The organism is Streptomyces sp. NPDC052020, assembly GCF_040680575.1.
In the GTDB taxonomy this organism is placed as follows: Bacteria; Actinomycetota; Actinomycetes; order Streptomycetales; family Streptomycetaceae; genus Streptomyces.
Genome location: NZ_JBFAWY010000005.1, coordinates 240,675 through 262,817, shown reverse-complemented (window position 1 = coordinate 262,817; position 22,143 = coordinate 240,675). Strand labels below are relative to the sequence as shown.

Below are 22,143 nucleotides of genomic sequence, written 5' to 3'. Positions count from 1 at the left end.
CTCAACGAGCGTAGGTCAGCCGTGCCTCGCCGAGATGCGGAACCTGCATACCTGATGCAGCGTCGGCACCGGTGCAGGCCGGTGACCGCGCCGGACTGCTTGCCTGAAACGGCCGCACACGTTCACGAAGGGCCGCCGTTGATGGACACGCACAAGTTCACCCTGCCGGTACTTGCCAGCCCTATCGCCGTCACCGATGCGCGGCACCGAGCGGTGCGCGCGATAGGGGGCTGGAGTGGAGAGTGGGATGCCGAGGTGCTGCAGAGGGCCGAACTCGTACTCAGCGAACTGCTCACCAACGCCGTACAGCACGCCGGCTCCAGTCACATCCTCCTGACCCTGTACCCCCGGGCACCCGTGTTGAGGATGGAGGTCCATGACACCAGTGCATCCCTGCCGAAGATCGGTCTCCCGGACACGTACAGCGAGAACGGCAGAGGCATGTTCCTCGTCTCCGCACTCGCCGACCGCTACGGGACCGAGCGGAAACACAGGGGCAAATGCTGCTGGGCCGAGATCGACCTGCCCTCCGCACCCGGCAGGCAGCTCATCACCGGCTCCACCCACGACCCTTCGGATGACCGACCACAGCCACAACCCCACCACGAACACCACACACCTGGCGGCTACGACCACTCCGCACCGAGCCATACGTCCGAAGCACCTCCCCATCGGGCGGCGACTTCGCACGTACCGGCCGACACCCACCCGGGAGACTCCCGATGCTGAAGACGGCACCGAGACGGGGCTTCTGGTGCGAGTGCTGGACACAGAGCCTGACCGAACAGGGCCCACCAACACTGGTGGCATCGTTCAACGCCTACTCCGCCCCGCAAGCGGACCGCTGGGTAGCGGTCGCCCTCCAGACGATCTCCCCGGCCCTGGACGCGGACGCCTACACCGATGCGTGGGAGTGGATGTACGACGGCCGGATCGACACCCGACGAGCCCTGCTGCGAGCCGAGCCCTGCACGGTGTCACTGACCCACGCCGGCACCCGCATCACCTGGACGATCCGACCGGCGTTCTTCCTGCCTCTCGCGCACCGCCAGGGTGCCGAACTCCCGGCATGCGCTCACGACTTCACGCCCCGCTCGGAAGAGTGAGTTACAACTTTCTCTACTGGTTCAAGCCCGCGCACGGCGCGGGTGCGCACCGCCTGTACGGCGGGGCCGCCGCCCTGTCTTCGCCAGCGGCGGCCCCGCCCGGCGGCGCGCTGGCGGCAGCGGGCAGGAAGTGGGAAGAAGTGGGAAGACACCCTCTGTGGCTGGGGCGGTCGGCTCCACGGCTTTAGGCAGCCACTTTGGGGCGAGCCTCTAAGATCATGGCCCCAACGTCGTGCTTCAACGGGCAGGTCCACAGACTGCCCGACGCGCCGGAAGCTTACGGGGCCATGATCACTCGCCCCAAAGCAGCTCCAGCCCAAAGCCGCTCCACCGACCTAGTCAAATCTTTAGGTTCTGTCGACCTACCGCGCGTATGTACGGGCTACCTTCAGCTGCGACATATGGCCGCATTTTGAGAACTATTCATCTTGGCGTGTAATCGTCACAGTGCCCCATGGCCATTTCATGCCTGCAGTACTTCGTTGCTTCCTTTTCGACATCCTTCTTTTGTAGATTCTGTTCCAAACGAGCGCGAACAGAAGGACAGTCGCAAGCAAAATGATGTAACCCTTCCAGGCGCCTATAGCTCCCTGGGCAGCGAGATCCCTGAGGGGAGCAGCCGCGGTTCCCCAAATCCCCGTTGGTGGAATTTTTTTTGCTACGCTCAATGTGTCCTCTACGGCGGGAAGACCCAGAACCGCTGCTGCTACAGCAGCTGTGGCGGCAAGCGTATTAGCGCGCCGAGCAGAACGCTGCGAATCGCGCGTTGCGACAAGCTGCTGAAGTTGACTCAAGCATTCAAGCGTGTGCCCGTAAAGGCGATCCGCCCCTAGTCCATGCAAAATAGCGCCGGCGGCATCTCTGGCCGTACCGTAGGACAAAGGTGAATTGCGATACTCTCTCATTCCGAAGATTGCATCTTGTTGAAGTTGGGCGATCTCCCTCAAATGGCCAGCACTCCCGGCAACTCGCTCATCGATCATCTTAATTTGCCAGTACTGCAAAAGCGCGCACTCGACGACAATGATGTGATTTAGATGCCCGGCGTACTCCTCGGGACCAGAGAACTCAGGCCACCGGATAGAGATGGTGTGACTCGCACCCATGTAAATCGAGTGGTCAAGGTCTAGTGATCGGTCCCGTGGTACGAGTTCCGAAATCGCTTCCCCTCTTTCGCCACGTCGGGAGGTGTAGCGCGCCAGCAACGAGACAAGCTCGGCGGAATGAAGACTACGAAATTGCTCCTCAGATTCGCAGCAATCGATCTTTTTTACGAAAATTACAGGGTGGCACAGCCATTCGCTAGATGGCTCGTTGACGGCGAGATTAAAAATGGCGTCTAGGTAGGCCGTAAACAGGTCGGCCACGGATGCGGGATCCTGAAAACGGCACCTGCGCCACCGAGTTCCCGCCCTCTCGCCTTCAATCCAGTGCCCCAGCAATCGTTCTTCAAGATCTCGGCTAGGCGTAGCGGCGCGAAGCAACACCTCAGGATACTCGGCGGCAGATATGATTGCACTTCCGCCAAACTGCATGCGCTCTAGCTCGACGGTCGATATGTTGCGAGGAAATTTGAGCGCGATCTGAATCTGAATCACACCGGATGAGTGAAGGAGCAATGTGGCATTCGCGTATACGCCCTCAGTGTAATCCTCGGCTCCCCTTTCGATGCCTCCATTCAAGACGTTAAGCCATACTACGACTGGCTTCAGGTGCAACCTAAGGTAAGGTTCGCTATTCAGGTAGTCTGGCCTGTACATGTCCTGCTCGATCGTGTGCTGAACCGCATTTATGAACTGTGCTTCAGCAACGGATCTCCGGATAAAATCCTCAGTTTCTCTTGTGCGTTCACTTACCTCTTCAAGCGAGGAAGCGTAACTAGTCCGTGCGGATTCGGAAAAAATCGATCCGAGAATCAGGGGTGCCATCTTTATTGCTTGTCGAGGATGTCTGCGTATCCACCTCCATGGTCTACCGCCGCGCAAATCGGATGCAAGTTGTCCATAGGACTCGCTCAGGTGAATCAGATTGGACAATTCTGCGTATCGAGGTGCTACTCGCACTTCAGGGTCACTGGGGGAGCCGACTGTTTCAGCGATTTCCGCCTCTAGGATTTTGTGCGCAACCTGGTGCACATCCATGCGACTGGATCCGCCAGCCGTAAAAACGAAGTAGCCGATGCTGTCTGCGACCGTTGCTGTGTGGGAGGAGCCATCCGTCATGCTTCAGTGAAGCATGACCCGGCGGCTCTTGATCCCGGAACCGCGCAACCCCTTCACCTCCCGAGGGCGACTCACGAACCCGCCGGCGCTACAGGCATCGCTTCGGGTGTCGAATGCATTGAGAAGTGACCTCACCAGTCAGAAGCTTCTGCGAAAGCCCCCTGGGTCACGGACTGATCGCTCACGTACTATTCCAGCGCCTTGCAAGCTCCTGCCGTTGCGCCTTCAACGGACCCCTTCGCGCCGCTTGGCCGGATCCGCCCTCTTGTTGATGCTTCATGCACGTGCCACACAGTTGGTAGGCGGGTGACTAGGGAGGGGGACTCTGCATGTCCGTGCTGGGTGGCGACCAGGGTGAGCCGTCGAGTTGGGCCGTGGAGCGGTTTGGGCGGCATGCCAGCAGGCTCGTCGAAGCGAGCCCGGAGCAACTGGCTCGGGCCCACACCCGTGCTCATGCAGTACACCTCGCCGCGAGGCTGAAGAAGCGCAGCCCTTACGGCTCGACGTTGGCGGAGGCAGTGCGCGAGAACCTGGCGGACATCGCGCGGGAGCTGGGAGAAGCCGTGCGGGATCTACGCGGGTACGAGTACGCCGTCATCAACGGCCATGCGCTCTTTCCCTTCAAGTACGCCAACCGGCTCAGGCCTCTTGAACGGGCGCGCCTGGCTGCTGACGCTTCCCCTACCCGCCGCCGCATGCTCTTGAGTCACGGGCCTGACCCGGAGGACGGCCTTTTCCCGCTGGATGACGAGTACACGACCGAGGAGTACGAGAATCTGCACGAGACCTTCGCTGGTCTGCCTGTTCTTCACCGCCGACCCGGAGGGCGGCATCCACGTGATCCATTGGGGAGAAGCACGCCTGGAGCCGGATCGCACTTTCACCTGGCTTCACAGCGAGCAGCTGCGGGTGGCGACCCAGTCGCTTGAGTGAGCGGTTCCCAGCCCTGGGCCGTCCCTGGGCCGTCCGAGGGTCCCCGAGGCCGACCAACGGTGACCGACAGTGACAGGTGTGCCGCGCCCTCTCAGCAGCGAAACCGCAGGTCAGGGGGCTCTAGCGGAACGGGTTTCCCCCCAGGGGTGGCGGTCGGGCAAGATGGGGTGTTTCTTGCCAACCAACCGGTCGCTCCGAGCGCGCTGGCCATTCGAGCACACAGACCGCTCCTGGGCTCTACAGTGGTGCCGTCGAGTTGCCCTAACCGAGGAGGCGCCCCATGCAGTGTCCCTCGTGTTCTGCGCCCACGACCGTTGTAACGATCAGTGAAGACGGCAGCGGCACTTCAGTCAGTCGACGCCGCCAGTGCTTTGAGTGTGGACTGAGGTTCACAACCGTCGTAACCCTGTCGCTCGTTGTGATCCCTCGCAACGGCGTAACCGAGCCCTTTTCTCGGCAATCCGTGATCACAGGTGTTCGCGCAGCAGCGCAGCGAAACGTACGCGTTGTCGATGCCCTTGCTCAACAGGGCGGTTCGTGGCGGCAACCGGGCCGCCCACTGCCCAGTCATCTCCCTGAATACCTCAAGACCGAACCCAGCACGAGCGGCGGATGGTCACCGTTCTCGCTGGCTTCTGCTTCGGGCCGGGGCTGTTCCAGCGTCGTCGTTTCACTCGTCTGACGTCTGCATGCAAGGAGCGCGGTGCGCAGTCCGGCCCTTTAGCGCGCCCACGCTTTCATGGGGTCATTGATCCAAGACTTTGTCATCAACGTGCTGAGCGGCGTACTGATCAGCCTGTCGGGCTTGACGATACGGCGACTGCGCCAACGTCACGCCCGTCAGCGCAGCGAGCCGACATCAACGACGGACACCAACAGCAACGAGTAGCAGCGGGCACCAACGGGCGAGTGTGAGGTGGGCGTCAACCTCGAGGCGGTCGGTTGGGCTCGTGACAACGATGAGTGTCTGACTGCGTGACAACGCCAACGTACAGCGGTGGACAAGCACGCGCACCTGCGGACCATCACGGCAGGTGAGACGCGCACCAGCCCGAGGTCGGACGCTCGCCCAAGTTGCTTCTGGACGAAGAGGTCGCTCCGTTAGGGTGCGCCGCATGACCGACTTCGCTCCGGACTGTCCTGAGTGCAGCCAGCCCATGAAGGCGGGCGGCTTTGTCCTCTCCCCGCGGGAGGACGATGGCCGGCGCGCCTGCCGGTTGCTCTGGGGGTGTGCCGGTCGGCATGTCTGGTGGCGCTGGGCCGACCGGCCGGACGGGTCTTTGGAAGCCTGCCCGGTGCCCAAGCTGTTCCGCTGATATCCAACGCTGACGTCAACGAGCGTGGACGGCAGCGACACGCGGCAACCGCGTCCGGCACTGTGCCCGAGGCGAGTCGGGAGCAAGACGAGGGTAGATCGAACTTTTAAAGGCAACGCAGCCCGTAGGGCGGTACCTAGGCGTCCAGGGTCCCCGGCTGCGGTGACTCGCGGGAATGGTGATCACGCTGTCGTGCCGTCGTCATCCAAGGCAGCCTGTGCGGCATCGATGAATGCATCCAGCCCCATATCTAGTTTCAGTAAGCGTTCCTCGGCCTGACGGAAAGATCTCCGGAGTGCATCTATTTCGCGAGGCGTACTGATAAGTGACGCCAACGAGGAAGTCAAAGCGAAAGAACGGTTACAGACAGACTTGGCGGTTGTCGTCACGTCTTTAGGGCCAGCTAATTGGACGCGGGTAAGAACCTTCAATGCGTCAGTATGAAGTCTGTAGGCATCGGTCAGCAGTGAAGCGGGATCTCTAACTCCCGATGATTGGAGGTGTCGATCCAACTCTTCCTGGTCTTCTGGCGGGGATTCTTCAAACAAGGGACTGGCGTGAGCCATCTGTTCCCTGACCGTGGCTATGAACTCTTCGTAGACCGCCTGCCGGGCGTCGCGCCGTTGTCGCCGGTGCTCACCGCGCGCTGTGATCTTCGCTTGTTCCCGCGCGGACCATCCCGTAGCGAGTGCCGCCGCCGTCGTTGCAACGGCCCCTGCGAGAGCGCCCAGTACTGCTGCCAACCCTGCGTCCATGGACAGAGTTTCGCAGGAGCGCGACGCATTTACCGGACCTAGCCGATCACGGCGCAATTGGAGCGGTGACGGGTCGTCATTTTTAGTGGCCTTCACGGCAGCGCCGGCTCACGACACCGCCAGTCGAGGCAGCTAGGTTGAGAGTGTGGACGAGGAAGCGATCACCATCAGGCTCACGCGCGATCAAGCGTTCGTGCTGTCGGACTGGCTCTACCAGGTCATGTTCCAGTCCGACGACCTTCAGGGGATCGTGCATGACCGCGCCATCTGGTCGCCGATCTACGCGATCTCCGGAACGCTCGACAAGACGCTGAGCGAGATCTTCATGCCCGACTACGGCCCACGCCTTGAAGCGGCCAAGGAGCGTCTCCGCGCCGATCTGTATGGGGGAGCCGACGAGCCGACGGCACCAGGTCAGGACACAGCCGACGCACCACAAGCGCACCATATGGAGCGGGGAACAGCGGGCAACCACGGTGAAAGCGACCAGGGACGATGAGACCTAGTGTCGGGCGAACGCCCAGTTCAGCAGCCCTATCCGCCCCAAATGCCCGCAGCTTCCCAAGCTGAGAGCGCGAGTTCGATTCTCGTCACCCGCTCCATGCTTAAGGCCCAGGTCAGAGACCTGGGCCTTGTTGTTGTGCTCGGTGATCAGTCGCCGCGTGCCAGATCCGTGCCAGAACGCTTGTCGGCCGCCTTCTTGGCAGCCTCCGCCCGGGCCTTCCGCACGGTGGCGTCGAGGCCGGCGGCGACCTCTTCCTGCCGCTCCTCGTCGGAGTGCTGGTAGATCAGCGCGGTCTTCTCGGAGGACTGCCCGGCGCGGACCATCGTGTCCTTGAGGGTGGCGCCGGACCGGGTGGAGAGGGTGTGCCCGGTGTGGCGGAGGTCGTAGAACCGGAAGCCTTCGGGCATGCCGACGATCTCCCGTGCCTTACGCCACTTCCGCCCGAAGGTGCTACGGCGGAATGGGGCGCCCTTCTCCCCCACGAAGACCAGCCCGTCCGGCCCCGGCTCGGCGTACGACTCCAGGTGCCAGCGCAGCTCCCGGCGAAGAAACGCGGGAAGAATCACAGTCCGGGTTCCGGCCTCCGACTTCGTGTCGCCCGGACGCGTCGTCCGTTCATCCGCTCGGGTTCGGCAAGGCGGACCCTGATCCGCAGGTTCTCCAGGTCGACGTCCCGGCGGCGCAGGCCGGCCAGCTCTTCCGGCCGCATCGAACCGTAGGCACCGAGGTAGACCATCAGCCGCCACCGCATCCCGACCGCTTCGGCGAGCGCGTCGACCTGGGCGACGGTGGCAATGCGCCGTTCGGCCGCCTTCTCTTTGCCGGCGCCCTTGATCCGGCACAGATTGCGCGTGATCAGCTCATCGTCCACGGCCGTCTCCATGATGGCCTTCAGGAGGCGGTATGCCTTGGCCGTCATGGTCTTGGCCCCGGTCACCCGCAGCCGCTCGGCCCGCCACTCACGCACGAGCGGCGCCGTGATCTCGTCCAGGTCGGAGTCGGCGAAGGCGGCCAGGTACCTGTCGAGGAGGTAGCGGTACAGATCCCGGGTGAGCGGGGCCAGTTCCCGTTCCTCCACCCACTTGTCGGCGTAGGCCCGGAAGCTCACCGCACCGGCCTCCGGGTCCCGCCACTCTCCCCGTCGGATCTCGGCCTGCTTCTCCGCGAGCCAGTCGTCCGCGTCGGCGATCGTCGCGAAGGTCTCGGGCGCCGGGCGCATCACACCGTCCGGTCCGGGATACCGCGCCTGATAGCGGCCGGAGGGAAGTCGCCTGATCGCACCGAAACGGCGGCGCTTGCCCTTGTTGTTGGCCATCAGGCGGCCCGCCCGTAGCGCGTACGAGGACGCCTCAGCGGCTCCACCGTGCGAGCCTTGATGAACTCCTCGACCACACTCTCGGGGATGCGCACGTGACGGCCGACCTTCACGTACCGGATGCGCCGCTCCTCGATCAGCCGCCGGGGGAAGCGAGCGGTCGTGCCGAGCAGTTCGGCGACCTGGTCCACGGACAGGTAGCGGTCGTTCATGCGGTGGGCTCTCCTTCCGTACCGGGAGCGGGTTCGAGGGATGCGGCAAGCCAGGCTTCGGTGTCGGACAGGCCGGTGCCGGCGAAGACCCAGTGGGCGAGGACGTACGTCGTGTCTGCCGGGCGTTCGTCGGTTGCTGCCTGGGCGCGGCGCCATGCGGCGCGGGCGTCGCGGAGGGCGCCCAGGGTGGTGGAGTAGCGGCGGGACTTGGTGGAGAAGTGGCCGCGGAATCCGAGCATGTGGGCCCAGGCGCGCAGGCGGAGGTGTTCCAGGTCCTTGCGGGCGCCGAGGGCCCAGGCGGTGCGGATGAGGCGGCGGGCGTGGTCGCTGATGTCGAGCTGGGCGAGTTCGGCGGCGAACTTGAGCGGCCGGTCGAGGACGCCCGTCGCGGTCTCGGCGCCCTTGGTGGCGTACTTGGCGATGTACGCCGCCACGGCCCGCTCGGTCAGCTCCTGGCCGTCGTTGAAGTCGGCGGAGCGGATGGTGCGTACGTCGAGTTGGCGGCCGAAGGTGAAGGTGTGGGCGCGGTGGTCGATGACCGGGCCGTCGACGCGTGCCTTGGTGGCTGCCGCGTGGATGGCGTCGGTGAGCAGGTCGGCGGTGGCCCAGGACGGGGGCGGGGTGTCGGCTCCGCCGGGGCCGTCGAGGCGAATGACCGCGTGGAAGTGGACGGCTCCGCGCTTCTGGTACTCGGCGACCTTGGCGAAGGACACGCGGGGCGGCCCCCAAGCCGGCAAATGAACCAAGGGCGAGCCTCGGCCGGTACGAGGAAGCCACGGCCCTCGGCCTTGCGGCATCGAACGGGCTCTTCGCGCCGCGTGCCCCTGGCGTGCCCGTGAGAGCAGACAACCACGGTCGACAGTGGTGCGACCTCGCGCCCCTGGGCGCCGCACCAGAGGAATACACCCGGGTCAGGGACTACCTGCCTCCCCAAGCGCCGTCGCTTCCCACGCTGAGAGCGCGAGTTCGATTCTCGTCACCCGCTCCAGTGGGAGGCCCAGGTCCGAGACCTGGGCCTTTTTTGCTGCGCACGGTGATCGTTCGCCGCGTGCCAGATTCGTGCCTGAAGTGCCGCCGGTTCACCTCTCCGTCGCCTCAGCCGGAGCTTCGGTTGGTGACCATCGAAACCGGCGGTGACCTCTTCCCGCCACTCCTTGTTCACGCCAGGGCTGAGTCAGCGTCCTTCGGTCGTGCCCGCACGGGTCCCCGTGCTGCACGGCCAGCCAGTAGGGACCACGCAGCGGGGGCGACCACGCCGGAATGCGGCAGTGCTGAGTGCGTCCTTCGGCACACCACCCGAAGCGGGGCCCGCGCGCCGTACAAGTCCTGCGGCTTGTGCAGCATCCGTGCGTCCGCCGCGCGGTAGCGTCTTCATGAGGAGGCCGAGCGAGAGGGAGCACGCAGCATGCCGCAGCCCGTGGGGACCGCGAACCGCCAAGCCGGGCAAGGGCTCATCCTGGACTTCGCCGGCGTGCTGACCGCCGATCCGCTCGCCGTGCACCGCGCCTGGTGCGAGTCGGAAGGGCTTCCCCCGGAAGCGTGGCGCGCCACCCTCAACGACAACCCTGAAGGCCGGCGGCTTTACACGGCGCTGGAGATCGGTGAGATCGACCAGGAGGAGTGGAACAAACGCACCGCAGCCCTTCTCGGTGCCCATGTCGCACCGGACAACCTGATGGGGCGCGCCTGGGCCGCGGTGCCCCCGGCTCGGCGCATGGCCGCGCTCGCACGCGCTGCCAAGAGCGGGGGGTGCCGTCTCGCTCTCCTGTCGAACAGCTTCGGCACAGACCCCTTCAACCCGTACCAGCGCACCGGCATCTGGGACCTGTTCGATGTGCGCGTCATTTCCGAGCAGGTCGGCATGGCGAAACCCGACCCTGCTATCTACGAGCTGACGTTGGAACGGCTTGGGCTTCCTGCGCGGGCATGCGTATTCGTCGACGACCATCCTCGGAACCTGCCGCCTGCTGAAGCCCTGGGTATCACTACCATCCTGGCGACTGATGAAGCCACCACGGTGGCCGAACTTGAAGCGTTGCTCGGAGTGAGCGCCGCGCTTTCCGTCTAGAGGTGACTTCCAGCCAACTCGTCGTATCCGCGGTGTCCATGAGCGTCGTCGAGGCCGGAGTTTCGTCGATGACGAGCACTCCGTTGTCATCGCCGAGGTGCTCGGCGACGTACGACTGCGAGTCGTCGCGGACGCCGTCAGCGGTCCAGGTCGCTCCGTTGACAACCGCTGGAGGCCGTCGGGCGTGCGGTGCCCGGCGAACTCCGCCAACTGCCGGCTGTTCTCGCGGTTCGAGGGGGGCAGCAGGCACACAGGTCCCGCATCCGGCGCCGCGGGTCAGCACGGCCAAAGCGGTGGCCGGTGCGGAGGAAAGGGGCGTCGAGTTTCCGTCCCAGCCAGCGTTCGCGTGTTCATCGACCAGGCTGGGAGGCACTCGTATCAGGGGCCGGCCGCTTTCCCGATCCACTCGTTGGGGGGGGCGTGCAAGACCGCCCCCGGCGCACCACCCGCCCACTGCACTGCGGACGTCGCCCCTGACCAGGCCAGGAAGTGACTGCGGCTGGATTACCAGGAGCGCGGGAAGCCCCGTCGGGGCAGGGTGACCCTATGGGTCCCCTGTCCCGACGGAGCTCGGTCGGCCGGGCGGCGGGTTACCGGCGCCCGGCAGAGGCCGGTGCCGTGTGCGGCGCTCCCCGGCTCAGCCGAAGTTCACGTCGCTGCACCACATGTAGGCCTGGTCGAGGTGCGAGGCCTGCCAGATCACGAACACGATGTGGTGTCCGGTGTAGCCGGAGGTCTGGACGGGGAACGTGATGTTCTGCGCCGGAGCGAAGCGGCCGGTCTGCGTGATGAAGTCGAGGTTGCCCCAGCCCAGGGTCTGGGTCTTGGGGTTGAAGCCCTGCTTGCTCACGTAGACCTTGAAGTAGTCGGCGCCGTGGGACGCCTGGTCGTAGAGCTGGACCGAGAAGTTGTTGCCGACGGTGGTGGTCTTCCACGCCCCGGGCTTGTCCAGGCTCGCGTTCCTCGAGAGGTTGTTGCTGCAGAGCGTCCCGTCGGGGGTCCGCGCCTGGAACTGGCCACCGAGGCCGTCGCGGAGCGCGCTCATCCAGTTCCACATGGTGTCGGGGTTGGCCTGGAAGGCCTGCCAACACATGGGGTCTTGGGTCTGCATGGCCGGGTTCGTGTGGTTGCTGCCCCACGTCTTCCAGCACTGGTACGCGCGGGAGGCGGGGCCAACGATGGTGCCGTGAGCCTGGGCGGGGGCCGACCAGGTCAGTGCGCCGGCGACCAAGGCGAACAGCATGACGAGCGCCTGGAGAGGCCGGCGGAGGGACCACCGCGAACGCCCCGTTAAGGGACTGTGATTACGCATGTGGGGGGAACTCCTTCCAGTGGCAAGGCTGTAATGGGAGCGCTCCCAACGGTAGGTCCTCTGAGTGAAATGTCAATGAAACGAACGGAGTTGATCACACGGCCGGTCAGCGAGCAGGCAATCCGCCGTGATCCGGGAGCCAGCACCGCTCCCGGGACAGCGGCTCACCATGGCACCGCGTCACCTCGCGGTCTTGCGGATCCGGACCAGCGGGGAAGACTGCCTCCACGACCGGGTCCGCCCGGTCCCCGGCAGCATCACGCCAAGCAGGTCGGTCCACCGTCACTCCACCGAAATGAGGTCTCATGAACCGAAACCGAACCGCCGTCAGCGCGGTCGCCGTGACCCTGTTCACCGCCGGCCTCGCCGTCGGCCCGGCGGCCGCCGCCCCCGCCGCCGAGGCGAAGGCCCGCGTCGGAGCCGACTGGGCGACTCAGTCGATCGTCTTCACCGCCGCCGCGGGGCAGACCAACAACCTCAACATATTCTCGATGTACACCAGCGACGGGATCCGGCGGATCGGCGTCAGCGACGTGGTCCCGCTCGAACCGGGCGACCACTGCGCGTACTCCAGAGCCGAGGACACGACCTCCGTCGTCTGCGAACTGCCCGCCGACAGCGCCCGGCCCGACAGGATCGACGTCTTCCTCGGCGACGGCGACGACACGATCGCCGCCTTCACCCCCGGGATCGGCACCGTCAGCGGCGGCCCCGGCGACGACGAACTGCACGCCCACACCGCCCGCACGGTGCTGGGCGGCGCGGGAAACGACATGGTCATGGGACCCGCCGCCCTGCACGGCGGCGACGGCATGGACCACCTGATGGGCGACAGCAGCAACCAGCGGATGTGGGGCGGCCGGGGCGATGACATGATCGAGGGCTACGGCGGTGACGACACCGTGCACGCCGGCCCCGGCGACGACCACGCCATGGGCGGGGACGGCCGCGACATCGTCCTCGGCGGCCCCGGCAACGACACACTGGACGGCGAAGGCGGCGACGACCTCGTCTGCGGTGGCACCGGAAAGGACTCCCTCGAAGGCGGACCCGGCCGCGACATCGTCCTCCCGTAAGCGCGTCTTCCATGCCCGAAGGCCCTGTCCCGCGGCGCGAACAGCGTCGCGGGCGCGCCGAGCCACCGCCGTCGGCGACCCGCCACCCGAGCCGCGTCAGCCGCGAACGCCGAAGACGGAAGCTCTGCCCGTTTTGCCCGCTTTGGAGAGAGGATGGAAGCGCGCCCCGCCCTCATGGGGCGCCCGGCCGCTTTTGTGGTCGGCGTCCCTGCCCGCTACCGCCCCAGGAAGGAAGGGAGACGCTCGTGAACGGATCGACCCTGCAGACGTTCGCCGCCGAGTGCGCGGAGCGACTTCCCGGAGCCCGGCTGGAGCATCCCTTCGGCCCGGACTGGGAAGTGTTCAAGGTACACGGCAAGGTGTTCATGCTGATGACCAGCGTGCCCGGCGAACCGGTCGTGATCCTGAAGTCGGAGCCGGGTGAGGCTGAGGCCCTGCGTGAGGCGCATGCGGACGTCACCCGCGGTTACCACATGAACAAAAGGCACTGGATCACGCTTGAGGGCGGCGACTCGCTCGACAAGAAGCTGGTCGAGGAGCTCGTCACCGAGTCCTACCGGCTCGTGGTCGGCAACCTTCCCCGGACGAAGCAGCCGGTCGATCCGGAAACGTACGGCACCCACGCCCGGGCCGCGCGACGATGACGATCACCGGAAAACGGCTCCAGGATGTCGCGCGCGGCACCGCGAGGAAACTGCCCGGCGTCAGCAACGGGCGCCCGTTCACCGAGAAGCTGGACGTCTACAAGGTGGCGGGGAAGGTCTTCCTGATCGTCACGGACGACCCCGACGAGCAGATCATCACCGTCAAGGCCGAGCCTGACCTCGCACGGTCCCTGCGACAGGAGCACGATTGCGTTGCTCCCGGGCGGTACCTCGACAAACGGCACTGGATCTCCGTGAGCGCGGGGCAGGACATCACCCCGGGGACGGTGGAGGACCTCGTCGGCCATTCCTACGACCTCGTCCTGGAATCGGTACCGCGCAAGCGGCAGCCCCGGGGAGCGGGGCAGTAGCCGGAGAGAGTGGTATCCCACCGGCCGACCATGACGTCACCGACGTCGCAGCGCCAGGACCGCGTTGTGGCCGCCGAAGCCGAACGAATTGCTGAGGGCCAGGTCGCCCCGCTCAGGCAGCGGGCGGGCGAAATTGGCGACGACGTCGAGCGGGATCGCATCGTCGAGGTCGTCGCAGCCCATGGTCGGCGGGATGATCCCGTGGTGCAGAGAGAGTGCCGTGGCCACCGCCTCCACACCACCCGCGGCGCCCTGAAGGTGCCCGAGGCTTCCCTTGAGAGCGGTGACCGGAACGGGGACGACGCCGTCCGCGTCACCGAAGACGGTGCTGAGGGCGGTAGCTTCCGCGAGGTCGCCCTCGACGGTCGCGGTTGCGTGTGCGTTGATGTGGATCACGTCGGCAGTGTCGGCGTCCGCGTCCTCGACCGCACGCCGCAGGGCGGCCGTTATTCCCCTGCCCGTCGGGTCTGGTGCGGCCATGTGGTGCGCATCGGCCGACAGACCCCACCCGGCGGCCTCGCAGTAGATCCGGGCGCCCCGGGCCAGCGCGTGTTCCTCCGACTCCAGCAGCAGCAGACCCGCGCCCTCGCTGTTCACAAACCCCTCCCTGTCCTTGGCGAAGGGCCGGGACGCGGCTTCGGGGGTGTCGTTGCGAGCGGACAGCGCTCGCATCGCGGAGAACGCGGCCATGACCTCGGGCGTCACGGCGGCCTCCGCCCCGCCGGCGAGCACGACGTCGAGGCGTCCGTACCTGATGCGGTCGATGGCCTGGCCGATGGCTTCCGTGCCGGAGGCGCAGGCGCTGACCACGGTGCGGGCCTCCCCCGTGATGCTCAGGTCGAGCGAGATCTGGGACGCCGCCTGGGAGGGCACGGCCATGGGCGCGGTGAGTGGCGGCACCGCCCGGGCGCCCTTGTCCCGCAGTCGGCGGTCGCCCTCCACCAGTACACTGGTGCCACCGATGATGGTGCCGACGCACACGCCCACCCGCTCCGGGTTCAGCCCACCATCTCGGGTGCCGCCCTCGGGAAGCCCGGCGTCCCGCCATGCCTCGCGAGCCGCCACCACCGCTAGCCTCGCAGCCCGGTTCATGCGCCGCGCCTGTGGCTTTGGCAGGAGTTCGGCGGCATCGACCGGCACCGTTCCGGCGATCCGGACCGGAAGACCCGCAAACTCGGGCTCCGTCAGCGCCCGGATACCCGAGCGGCCGGCGAGCAGTCCTTCCCAGAGGGATGTTCTCCCGACGCCGAGCGGCGTGATGGCGCCCAATCCGGTAACGACTACCCGTCTTGGCGCGGACATGACAAGCATTTTATGAGACTCCCCTTCGTCTCTGGCGACTTCTTTAAGTTCTTCCCAAAGATCCCTCGACCGACTGCACCACGAACACGAACCGAGGCACACTCATGTTCGAAGGAGTCAATGACGCCTCCGGTTAGCGTGGATTGTTCGATGACTGACACGAACGGGGGACCATGACGGAGGCGCACGTCTCAGACATACTGGAACCAGTGGAGTTCCAGCTGGAGCTCACCGACCTTCCGAACCTTCTGCGCGCATGGCGCACCGAGGCAGGGCTGAAACTCGGGCGTGGCAAGGCCCTGCCGCAGAGGGAGGTCGCCCAGCGGATGGGCGTTAGCGAGCGCTGGTACCGCGCGCTGGAAAGCGGGGCACAAGTCCCGCTGACGACCGACACGTTGACCGTACTCGCGGACGCGCTGGTCCTTGGCCCCGACGAACGTACAGCGTTGTACTGGTACCGGGTAACCGAGGTGTCGGACGACAGGCAGTCGATGAACGACGGGGGCAGGGTCGGCCCGCTCAAGGAGCTGGTCAACGCTCAGTCGACGTTCCCCGCCTACCTCATCGACCGTGCGTGGAATCTCATCGCCTACAACGCGCTCATGGCTCAGTGGTTTCCCTGGGTCCGTGACCCGGAAGCCAATCTAATGCGCTGGGTCCTACTGAATCCTGAATCACGTGAGCAGATAGTGGACTGGAATAAACAGGCCGCGCTATACCTCGCACAGTTGAGGTTCGCACTCTTCCGGAGTCCGGACGATCCGACACTCACTGATTTACTGACGTGCGTGCAGCACGAACCAGTGTGCCGCGAACTCTGGAACGCCGGGCCACGCATCGTCGCGTTCCGGCAGGGAGGGAGATTCCGCCTAATGCTCCCCCATGTATCAAAGACCGAGTTGGTTGTCACCGCCCAGGTCCTCCTCCCCGCTTACCGTCCAGGCGCTCGCTTTGTAGCTCTGATGCCAGCGTAACGGCGCCCATCCTCATGGCCACTCTACACAGGAAAAGTTGACCGCCAAGCGGCAAATTTTTGCCGCTTGACAACCTTCAATGGCCCTTGCAGCCTCTTTTAGGCGCAAGTTGTGACCCATTGAGCTGCTGCTGTCACGTGGCCAGGGTCGCGCCGAAGGGCGCACGGGGGGTCCGTGCCAAGTCCGTGTATCTCATAATGCGGAATGGTGACATGGAAAGCCAGATGCTCGTCAGATCCGACAACAGCCAGACGACGTTTCAACCACTGACCGACTCGGACTCCGTGGCGGACCTGCTGGACACCCTGCGCCTCCGCACGATGCGGGAATTACGGCTCGCGCTGCCTCGTCACCCTTACGACCGCCGGGTGCGGGAGCGAGCGGCGCTGCTCGCCGCCCAGCTCGTGCGCAATGGGGCACAGGTGCGCGTGCTGTACGTGGCGGACGTCGCCCGCGATCCCGCGCAGGCCGAGGACCTGCGGCGCATGGCGGCGACCGGGGCGCAGATGCGGGCCCTGCCGCACCTGCCGGTCTGGATGGCCGTGGCCGACCGGAACCTGGCGATCGTGCCCTCGGACTCCGGGATCGGCGACTCCTCGGCCGCGGTCCTGCACGGACGGCCTCTGGTCAGAGCCCACCAGGCGTTCTTCGACCAGGTGTGGGTGAGTTGCGCACCGCCGGACGGCCGCGTCGGCACGGCCGGGCCGTCCGGTCCGGACGAGCGGGAGCGGGAGGCGCTGGCGCTTCTCGCCGAGGGACTGACGGACGAGGCCATCTCCCGCCGGACCGGCCTGTCGGTCCGCACGGTCCGCCGGACCGTAGCCGGCATGATGTCGAGGATGGGTGCCCAGAGCCGCTTCCAGGCGGGGGTGGAAGCGGCCCGAAGGCAGTGGATCTGACCCGAAGGCCGTAGGTCCGACGGGGGCCGGCAACCGGCTCGATCGGCAGGGCCACCGCGGACCCGCACCGTTTCCTGGGCAGGCCCCTCGGTGCTACAGCCCCGTGCGGGCCAGGTCCTGGTCGGCGTAGCGTTCGCCGGCCGGCGGGGTGAGGGCATCGAGCCGGGCCAGTTGCTCGGCCGTGAGGACGACCGTCGCCGCGGCGGCGTTCTCCTCGACACGGCTCACACGCCGGGTGCCGGGAATGGGGACGATGTCCTCCCCCCGAGCCAGCAGCCAGGCGAGCGCCACCTGCGCGGGTGTGGCCCCGACGCTGTGGGCCACCGCCTCCACCTCGTCGACGATCCGCAGGTTCCTCTCGAAGTTGCCCTTGGCGAACCGGGGCGTGGTCAGCCGGAAGTCGTCCGGGGCGAGCTCCTGGGTAGAGCGGATCGCGCCGGTGAGGAACCCCCGGCCCAGTGGCGAGTAGGCGACGAGTCCGATGCCCAGCTCGCGGAAAATCGGCAGCAGTGTCTCAGCGGGCTCGCGGGTCCACAGCGAGTACTCGGTCTGCACCGCCGTCAGGGGGTGCACGGCATGGGCGCGCCGGATGGTGTCCGGGCCGGCCTCCGACAGTCCTACGTGCCGTACCTTTCCCTCCCGCACCAACTCGGCCAGCGCGCCCATGGTGTCCTCGATCGGCGTGTCCGGGTCGACGCGGTGCTGGTAGTAGAGGTCGATGCGGTCGGTTCCCAGGCGCCGCAGCGAGCCTTCCACCGCCTTGCGCACATTTGCCGGTGAGCTGTCGAGCACGTTGGGACCGGCGCCGTCATGGGAGACCAGCCCGAACTTGGTGGCGATCACCACCTCCTCGCGCCGCCCGGCGATCGCCCGTCCGACCAACTCCTCGTTGACGAACGGCCCGTAGATCTCGGCGGTGTCGATGAGATTGACGCCGAGGTCCAAGGCCCTTCGGATGGTGCGTACAGCTTCCCCCTCGTCGCTGCTCGCTCCCGTGTAGTAGTCGGACATCGACATGGCTCCGAGGCCGATGCGTGATACATCGAGCCCGCCGAGCGAAACGCGCTGCACTGAGACCGCGCTCCCTTCCTCTTTCTTAACTCCATGGTCACCCAGGTGCCGTGGGCGACGTACTGAAGCATCCCCGGGTTTCAGCCGGTTTACTTCAACAGGACAAGCCTTCCCAGGTTCGGCGAAAGCGCCAGTGGCTTGGCAGCAACAGGCCATGAACCTGTTGCCGGTCGCACCACGATGTTTGACTTGTATTGGCCCGCTGGTGCGGGCCAATCAACAGACGGAGACCCTTATGCCGAACATGATGCTCGGCCCGATGCGGGTCGACAGCGCGTACGAAGGAGAACAACTCACCCGGCGCATGGGCATAGAAATACTCACCTGCGAGCCGGGACTTGTAGTAGGCACCATGCCCGTCTCCGGCAATCGCCAGCCGGTCGGCATTCTTCACGGCGGAGCCAACGCCGTGTTCGCCGAGACCTTGGGTTCCCTCGCCGCGTTTCTCTACGCGGGCCCCGGTGGCAACGCGGTGGGCGTCGACCTTTCCTGCACCCACCACCGCTGGGTCTCCTCGGGGACCGTCACCGGAGTGTGTCAGCCCCTGGGCGAACGGCTGGCCATGGCCTCGTACGAGATCGTCATCAGCGACGACTCCGGCAACCGGACGTGCACGGCACGGCTCACCTGCGCCATCCGGCGCGGCGATCGCCGCGGGCCGGGCGCCTACCCGGCCGCCGGCCGGTGGACCCCGCGCGACCCATCCCGACGAACGGAGCACCGATGACCCCGACTTCAGCACCGACCGCGGTGGCGTCCGTCGACGATCACCTCGGCCCGGCCGAGCAGCGGTTCTTCGGCCTGGGCTTTCGCCGGGTCGGCTATGACATCGGCGAACTGCGCCTCACCCGCGGCACGGGCGGAGCCGTGCGGGCCACTTCCTCCGTGAGCGTCAGCTACCCGGCCGACTGGTCGAAGAAGGCGGCCGGCACCGATCTGCGCCCCCACTTCAGCACCGTTGACGGCCTCGTCGTCGCTGCCCAACTGGCCGAGGCGTGCCTCACCGGCCTCGTCACCGATCTGCGCGACGGTTGGCTGCGCCGCGTGCGGGTGACGGCCGGCGGCACCCCGCAGGAGGACCTGGAGCGGTTGCCGGCCGAGGCGACGCTGCGCCGCACCCACCCCCTCACAGGCGAGCCAGGGCGTGCGGTGTCCCTGGTCGACTGCGCGGTCGGCACGATGCGAGTACGCTGCGAGGTCGTCCACGCCTCGCCGACGGGGACGGTGCGGGACACACACGCCTACTCCGGCCTGGACGCCCTCCTCGGCCCGGCCCCGGACCGCTACTTCGGCACCGGGTTCACCACCCGGCGGCAGCTCATCCGCGGGGTGGCGGTCGACCACCGGGCGCTGCGCGCCGACGCCGTGCTGACCGTCGCCCACGAGGACGGCGCGTCCGTGCCCACCGCGGGAATGGAGGGGGCGCACCAACCGTCCGTGTCGCTGATCGACGCCTTTGTCACGGCCCTCCAGCTCGCCCAGATCATGCTCTACGACCTCGACGGCATGCGCCGCCAGGACAGCAACACCCTGTGGATGCGGCAGACCACGCTGACCGCCTCCCGCCCGGACCGCCCCACAGAGGCGATACCGGTGACGACCCGGCTGGACGAGCCCGGTCTGCTGCACATGGGCGGCGGCACTTGGCGCACGCTGGACGTGGTGGCCGAACTCGCCGGCCTCCACGTGCGCTCGGCGGTCGCCCACCAGCTCCCGGAAGGGAGCGTGGCGGCATGACCCGGGCGGCCGTACTCGCCGGCGTGGGCGGCTTCGTGCCCCCGCGTGTGGTGACGAACGACGAGCTTTCCCGGCGGCTGGACACGTCCGACGACTGGATCCGCACCCGGACCGGCATCGCCGAGCGTCATGTCGTCGACCCGGGCACCAGCACCGGCGACCTGGCCGTCGAGGCCGGCGAGCGGGCGTTGGAGAACGCCGGTGCGCACGGTGCCGACCTGGTGATCGTCGCCACCACCACCCCTGACCGTCCGTGTCCGGCGACGGCTCCGGTGGTGGCCGCCCGCCTGGGCCTGACCGGCGTCCCCGCGTACGACGTGGCGGCCGTGTGCTCAGGATTCGTCTACGCCCTCCAGGCCGGCGCCTGTGCCGTGACCGCGGGCTTCGCCGAGCGGGCGCTGGTCATCGGCGCCGAGTCCTTCAGCACCATCCTGGATCCGGAGGACCGCACCACTGCCGTGATCTTCGGCGACGGGGCGGGCGCGGTGCTGCTGCGGGCTGGAGAACGCACCGAGCCGGGCGCCGTACTGGACGTCCACCTGGGCAGCGACGGTTCGATGACGGACCTGATCACGGTGCGCGGAGGCGGTGCCGAGGAACGGTCCAGGGGCGGCACCGCACGTCCGGAGGACCGGTACTTCCGGATGGACGGCAGATCCGTGTTCTTCACCGCGGTGCGCCGTATGGCGGAGTCCTCACGCACCGTGCTGGCCCGTACCGGCTGGGAGGTCGCCGACGTCGACCGGCTCGTGGGCCACCAGGCCAACACCCGCATCATCCACGCCGTCGCCGAACAACTCGGGCTGCCGCCGGAGCGCGCCGTACTCAACATTGAGCGCGTCGGCAACACATCCGCCGCCTCCATCCCGCTCGCCCTCGCCGACGGTCTGGCCGATGGCACCCTCACGGCCGGTGACCGGGTGCTGCTGACCGCCTTCGGCGGCGGTGCCACCTGGGGCTCGGCCACCCTCGTCTGGCCCGACCTGCCGGTCGGCTGAACCCCCGGCCGGCCGGGTCGGCCCGGCCTGCCCGACTCCCGTACGCCCACATACTCCGAGGTGACCCATGACCGGTTCCGTGTCCACGATGATCATCGAGATCCTCACCGGCAAGTTCGATATACCGCAGGAGGAGGTGGCCCAGAGCACCGTCTTCGAGGACCTGGCGGTGGACTCCCTGGCCCTGCTGGAGATGTCGCTGCTGCTGGAGAAGCGGCTCGGCGTCTCCATCGCCGAAGGCGTCCTGAGCGCCCAGCAGACCATTGCCGAAGCCGCCCGCGCGATCGAGGCCCTCGGTGCGCCGATGGCCGCTGGTACCACCCTCTGAGCCGTGCGCGTCGTACTGCTCCGGCACGGAGAGACCGACCGCAACGCCGCCGACCGCTTCCAGGCCCAGACCGACGTCCCGCTCAACGACGAGGGGGTACGGCAGGCGCAGCACGCCGCCCGCTCGCTGCCGCCCGGCGGCTGGGCAGCCGTCTACTCCTCGCCGATGGCACGGGCGGCCCAGACCGCCGCGTACGCCGCCGGCCGGTTCGACGTACCCCACCACCGGATCGACGGCCTGCGGGAGCGCCATCTCGGCCGCCTCGACGGGCTGCGTCGCGCCGAGTTCGCCCGGAGCCACCCGGCGACCATGCGGCGTCTGCTGGACGACCCCGGCTACGCCCCGCCGGGCGGCGAGAGCGGCCACGCCGCGCGGGCCCGCTTCTGCGCGGCGCTCCACGATGTGCTCATCGCGGAACGGACCGCCGGGCAGGTCCTGGTGGTGACGCACGGTGGGGTGCTGAACCTGGTGGCCAGAGCCCTCGCCGCCACCCGCGCCGAAGTGCCGCACGTCATGGTCGGCACCTGCCGCGCGGTCTGCCTGGACACCGAGTGGACCGCCCAGGGCCGTCCCCGGGTCGCCCTGCGCTGGTGGAACGCCGCCCCCCAGGAGTGCGCCGGGACGGAGCGGCCCTGCGCACCTCTCACCTTCATCGACCTCGACACCCTCACCGCCGAGAAAGTGGCCCACGCATGAGCATCGAAATCACCGTTCTCTTCGACGTCGTACCGGACCGCATGGACTCGGTCACCTCCGCGTTCCAGGAGCTGTGCGGCGCGACCCGAAAGGAGGAAGGCGCGCTGCGCTTCGACGCCTTCCGGTCCGAGGAGCACCAGAACGTCATCGTGCTGGTGGAGGACTGGGCGGACCAGCGGGCCATCGACGCGCACATGAAGGAGCCCTACGTCGCCGATTTCCTCGCCCGCACCGAGGGCGCGTTCGTCCGCCCGCCGCACGTCCACCGCCTGAGCGCGCTCGGCGCCTGAGCCGTGGTGAGCG

At 67.0% G+C, this 22,143-nt stretch carries 23 protein-coding genes and 3 pseudogenes; 17 read left to right on the top strand and 9 right to left on the bottom strand.

The window, feature by feature from the left end; all coding sequences use genetic code 11:
* Positions 1–141 precede the first annotated feature (141 nt).
* A complete protein-coding gene (locus AB0L74_RS07145) occupies positions 142–729 on the top strand; it encodes an ATP-binding protein (protein WP_365646606.1) in 588 nt (195 codons plus the stop codon).
* On the top strand, positions 723–1,106 hold the full coding sequence (locus tag AB0L74_RS07140; RefSeq protein WP_365646603.1) for a hypothetical protein: 384 nt from the start codon (positions 723–725) through the stop codon (positions 1,104–1,106). Before AB0L74_RS07145 ends, AB0L74_RS07140 begins: the two co-directional genes overlap by 7 nt.
* Before the next feature lie 419 nt (positions 1,107–1,525).
* Here the strand turns inward: AB0L74_RS07140 and AB0L74_RS07135 are convergent, their stop codons facing one another.
* Positions 1,526–2,704 (bottom strand): hypothetical protein, encoded by a 1,179-nt coding sequence (locus tag AB0L74_RS07135; protein WP_365646601.1) that lies wholly within the window; start codon positions 2,702–2,704, stop codon positions 1,526–1,528.
* 953 nt (positions 2,705–3,657) lie between these two features.
* Between AB0L74_RS07135 and AB0L74_RS07130 the strand changes: the two genes are divergently transcribed.
* Together AB0L74_RS07130 and AB0L74_RS07125 are read left to right on the top strand one after the other, a co-directional pair.
* The gene (locus AB0L74_RS07130; RefSeq protein ID WP_365646598.1) at positions 3,658–4,257 is read left to right on the top strand and encodes a hypothetical protein; all 600 of its coding nucleotides are present in this window, start codon (positions 3,658–3,660) and stop codon (positions 4,255–4,257) included.
* Between the two features lie 1,119 nt (positions 4,258–5,376).
* Positions 5,377–5,577 carry a dehydrogenase gene (locus AB0L74_RS07125; RefSeq protein ID WP_365646595.1) on the top strand — a complete coding sequence of 67 codons (201 nt, stop codon included), beginning with the start codon at positions 5,377–5,379 and terminating at the stop codon, positions 5,575–5,577.
* A gap of 182 nt (positions 5,578–5,759) precedes the next feature.
* Here AB0L74_RS07125 and AB0L74_RS07120 read toward each other — a convergent pair whose 3' ends face one another.
* Complete coding sequence (locus AB0L74_RS07120; protein ID WP_365646593.1) at positions 5,760–6,332, bottom strand: hypothetical protein; 573 nt, start codon at positions 6,330–6,332, stop codon at positions 5,760–5,762.
* Between the two features lie 145 nt (positions 6,333–6,477).
* Between AB0L74_RS07120 and AB0L74_RS07115 the strand changes: the two genes are divergently transcribed.
* Complete coding sequence (locus AB0L74_RS07115) at positions 6,478–6,831, top strand: hypothetical protein (protein ID WP_365646590.1); 354 nt, start codon at positions 6,478–6,480, stop codon at positions 6,829–6,831.
* Positions 6,832–6,983: 152 nt separating this feature from the next.
* On the opposite strand, the pseudogene AB0L74_RS07110 reads toward AB0L74_RS07115, so the two are convergent.
* From AB0L74_RS07110 to AB0L74_RS07100, 3 genes and pseudogenes are all read right to left on the bottom strand, one after another.
* Positions 6,984–8,152 (bottom strand): annotated as a pseudogene (locus AB0L74_RS07110) (tyrosine-type recombinase/integrase).
* The gene (locus AB0L74_RS07105) at positions 8,152–8,364 is read right to left on the bottom strand and encodes an excisionase family DNA-binding protein (protein WP_365646587.1); all 213 of its coding nucleotides are present in this window, start codon (positions 8,362–8,364) and stop codon (positions 8,152–8,154) included. The pseudogene AB0L74_RS07110 and the gene AB0L74_RS07105 overlap by 1 nt, the downstream one beginning before the upstream one ends.
* A pseudogene (locus AB0L74_RS07100) lies at positions 8,361–9,080 on the bottom strand (replication initiator); the annotation flags it as partial. The pseudogene AB0L74_RS07100 and the gene AB0L74_RS07105, both read right to left, overlap by 4 nt.
* A gap of 689 nt (positions 9,081–9,769) precedes the next feature.
* Between AB0L74_RS07100 and AB0L74_RS07095 the strand changes: the two are divergent.
* On the top strand, positions 9,770–10,432 hold the full coding sequence (locus tag AB0L74_RS07095) for an HAD-IA family hydrolase (RefSeq protein WP_365646584.1): 663 nt from the start codon (positions 9,770–9,772) through the stop codon (positions 10,430–10,432).
* A 58-nt stretch (positions 10,433–10,490) separates the two neighbouring features.
* Here the strand turns inward: AB0L74_RS07095 and AB0L74_RS07090 are convergent.
* Both AB0L74_RS07090 and AB0L74_RS07085 read right to left on the bottom strand, forming a co-directional pair.
* A pseudogene (locus AB0L74_RS07090) lies at positions 10,491–10,725 on the bottom strand (IS701 family transposase); the annotation flags it as partial.
* Positions 10,726–11,069: 344 nt separating this feature from the next.
* Positions 11,070–11,675 (bottom strand): lytic polysaccharide monooxygenase, encoded by a 606-nt coding sequence (locus AB0L74_RS07085; protein WP_365646581.1) that lies wholly within the window; start codon positions 11,673–11,675, stop codon positions 11,070–11,072.
* Positions 11,676–12,049: 374 nt separating this feature from the next.
* Here AB0L74_RS07085 and AB0L74_RS07080 point away from each other — a divergent pair, with 374 nt between their 5' ends.
* The 3 genes from AB0L74_RS07080 to AB0L74_RS07070 all read left to right on the top strand — a co-directional run bounded on the left by AB0L74_RS07080 (position 12,050) and on the right by AB0L74_RS07070 (position 13,835).
* Complete coding sequence (locus tag AB0L74_RS07080) at positions 12,050–12,820, top strand: calcium-binding protein (RefSeq protein ID WP_365646578.1); 771 nt, start codon at positions 12,050–12,052, stop codon at positions 12,818–12,820.
* A 245-nt stretch (positions 12,821–13,065) separates the two neighbouring features.
* Positions 13,066–13,464, top strand: a complete 399-nt coding sequence (locus AB0L74_RS07075; protein ID WP_365646575.1) for an MmcQ/YjbR family DNA-binding protein — start codon at positions 13,066–13,068, stop codon at positions 13,462–13,464.
* Positions 13,461–13,835 carry an MmcQ/YjbR family DNA-binding protein gene (locus tag AB0L74_RS07070; RefSeq protein WP_365646573.1) on the top strand — a complete coding sequence of 125 codons (375 nt, stop codon included), beginning with the start codon at positions 13,461–13,463 and terminating at the stop codon, positions 13,833–13,835. The genes AB0L74_RS07075 and AB0L74_RS07070 overlap by 4 nt, the downstream gene beginning before the upstream one ends.
* Positions 13,836–13,871: 36 nt before the next feature.
* On the opposite strand, the gene AB0L74_RS07065 is transcribed toward AB0L74_RS07070, so the two are convergent.
* Positions 13,872–15,146: a beta-ketoacyl-[acyl-carrier-protein] synthase family protein gene (locus AB0L74_RS07065; protein ID WP_365646570.1), complete on the bottom strand. Its 1,275-nt coding sequence runs from the start codon at positions 15,144–15,146 to the stop codon at positions 13,872–13,874.
* A gap of 200 nt (positions 15,147–15,346) precedes the next feature.
* Here AB0L74_RS07065 and AB0L74_RS07060 point away from each other — a divergent pair, with 200 nt between their 5' ends.
* Both AB0L74_RS07060 and AB0L74_RS07055 read left to right on the top strand, forming a co-directional pair.
* Entirely contained in the window at positions 15,347–16,111 is a 765-nt protein-coding gene (locus tag AB0L74_RS07060; protein ID WP_365646567.1) for a helix-turn-helix transcriptional regulator, read from the top strand.
* 224 nt (positions 16,112–16,335) lie between these two features.
* Entirely contained in the window at positions 16,336–17,010 is a 675-nt protein-coding gene (locus AB0L74_RS07055) for a LuxR C-terminal-related transcriptional regulator (protein WP_365646565.1), read from the top strand.
* 93 nt (positions 17,011–17,103) lie between these two features.
* Here the strand turns inward: AB0L74_RS07055 and AB0L74_RS07050 are convergent, their stop codons facing one another.
* A complete protein-coding gene (locus tag AB0L74_RS07050; protein ID WP_365646562.1) occupies positions 17,104–18,081 on the bottom strand; it encodes an aldo/keto reductase in 978 nt (325 codons plus the stop codon).
* 235 nt (positions 18,082–18,316) lie between these two features.
* Here AB0L74_RS07050 and AB0L74_RS07045 point away from each other — a divergent pair, with 235 nt between their 5' ends.
* The 6 genes from AB0L74_RS07045 to AB0L74_RS07020 all read left to right on the top strand — a co-directional run bounded on the left by AB0L74_RS07045 (position 18,317) and on the right by AB0L74_RS07020 (position 22,130).
* The gene (locus tag AB0L74_RS07045) at positions 18,317–18,808 is read left to right on the top strand and encodes a hotdog fold thioesterase (RefSeq protein ID WP_365646559.1); all 492 of its coding nucleotides are present in this window, start codon (positions 18,317–18,319) and stop codon (positions 18,806–18,808) included.
* A complete protein-coding gene (locus AB0L74_RS07040) occupies positions 18,805–19,818 on the top strand; it encodes an AvrD family protein (protein WP_365646556.1) in 1,014 nt (337 codons plus the stop codon). Before AB0L74_RS07045 ends, AB0L74_RS07040 begins: the two co-directional genes overlap by 4 nt.
* Positions 19,815–20,816 carry a beta-ketoacyl-ACP synthase III gene (locus tag AB0L74_RS07035; protein ID WP_365646553.1) on the top strand — a complete coding sequence of 334 codons (1,002 nt, stop codon included), beginning with the start codon at positions 19,815–19,817 and terminating at the stop codon, positions 20,814–20,816. Before AB0L74_RS07040 ends, AB0L74_RS07035 begins: the two co-directional genes overlap by 4 nt.
* A 67-nt stretch (positions 20,817–20,883) precedes the next feature.
* On the top strand, positions 20,884–21,144 hold the full coding sequence (locus AB0L74_RS07030; RefSeq protein WP_365646551.1) for a phosphopantetheine-binding protein: 261 nt from the start codon (positions 20,884–20,886) through the stop codon (positions 21,142–21,144).
* Positions 21,145–21,147: 3 nt separating this feature from the next.
* On the top strand, positions 21,148–21,840 hold the full coding sequence (locus tag AB0L74_RS07025) for a histidine phosphatase family protein (protein WP_365646549.1): 693 nt from the start codon (positions 21,148–21,150) through the stop codon (positions 21,838–21,840).
* Positions 21,837–22,130, top strand: coding sequence for a putative quinol monooxygenase (locus tag AB0L74_RS07020; protein ID WP_365646546.1), 294 nt, complete (start codon positions 21,837–21,839; stop codon positions 22,128–22,130). The genes AB0L74_RS07025 and AB0L74_RS07020 overlap by 4 nt, the downstream gene beginning before the upstream one ends.
* The last annotated feature ends 13 nt before the right edge of the window (positions 22,131–22,143 follow it).

Coding starts and splice junctions, on each gene's coding strand:
- AB0L74_RS07070 (WP_365646573.1), top strand. CDS start 13,461: ATGACGATCACCGGAAAACGGCTCCAGGATGTCGCGCGCGGCACCGCG.
- AB0L74_RS07055 (WP_365646565.1), top strand. CDS start 16,336: ATGCTCGTCAGATCCGACAACAGCCAGACGACGTTTCAACCACTGACC.
- AB0L74_RS07065 (WP_365646570.1), bottom strand. CDS start 15,146: ATGCTTGTCATGTCCGCGCCAAGACGGGTAGTCGTTACCGGATTGGGC.
- AB0L74_RS07140 (WP_365646603.1), top strand. CDS start 723: ATGCTGAAGACGGCACCGAGACGGGGCTTCTGGTGCGAGTGCTGGACA.
- AB0L74_RS07095 (WP_365646584.1), top strand. CDS start 9,770: ATGCCGCAGCCCGTGGGGACCGCGAACCGCCAAGCCGGGCAAGGGCTC.
- AB0L74_RS07080 (WP_365646578.1), top strand. CDS start 12,050: ATGAACCGAAACCGAACCGCCGTCAGCGCGGTCGCCGTGACCCTGTTC.
- AB0L74_RS07040 (WP_365646556.1), top strand. CDS start 18,805: ATGACCCCGACTTCAGCACCGACCGCGGTGGCGTCCGTCGACGATCAC.
- AB0L74_RS07020 (WP_365646546.1), top strand. CDS start 21,837: ATGAGCATCGAAATCACCGTTCTCTTCGACGTCGTACCGGACCGCATG.
- AB0L74_RS07125 (WP_365646595.1), top strand. CDS start 5,377: ATGACCGACTTCGCTCCGGACTGTCCTGAGTGCAGCCAGCCCATGAAG.
- AB0L74_RS07130 (WP_365646598.1), top strand. CDS start 3,658: ATGTCCGTGCTGGGTGGCGACCAGGGTGAGCCGTCGAGTTGGGCCGTG.
- AB0L74_RS07145 (WP_365646606.1), top strand. CDS start 142: ATGGACACGCACAAGTTCACCCTGCCGGTACTTGCCAGCCCTATCGCC.
- AB0L74_RS07030 (WP_365646551.1), top strand. CDS start 20,884: ATGACCGGTTCCGTGTCCACGATGATCATCGAGATCCTCACCGGCAAG.
- AB0L74_RS07085 (WP_365646581.1), bottom strand. CDS start 11,675: ATGCTGTTCGCCTTGGTCGCCGGCGCACTGACCTGGTCGGCCCCCGCC.
- AB0L74_RS07045 (WP_365646559.1), top strand. CDS start 18,317: ATGCCGAACATGATGCTCGGCCCGATGCGGGTCGACAGCGCGTACGAA.
- AB0L74_RS07120 (WP_365646593.1), bottom strand. CDS start 6,332: ATGGACGCAGGGTTGGCAGCAGTACTGGGCGCTCTCGCAGGGGCCGTT.
- AB0L74_RS07105 (WP_365646587.1), bottom strand. CDS start 8,364: ATGAACGACCGCTACCTGTCCGTGGACCAGGTCGCCGAACTGCTCGGC.
- AB0L74_RS07035 (WP_365646553.1), top strand. CDS start 19,815: ATGACCCGGGCGGCCGTACTCGCCGGCGTGGGCGGCTTCGTGCCCCCG.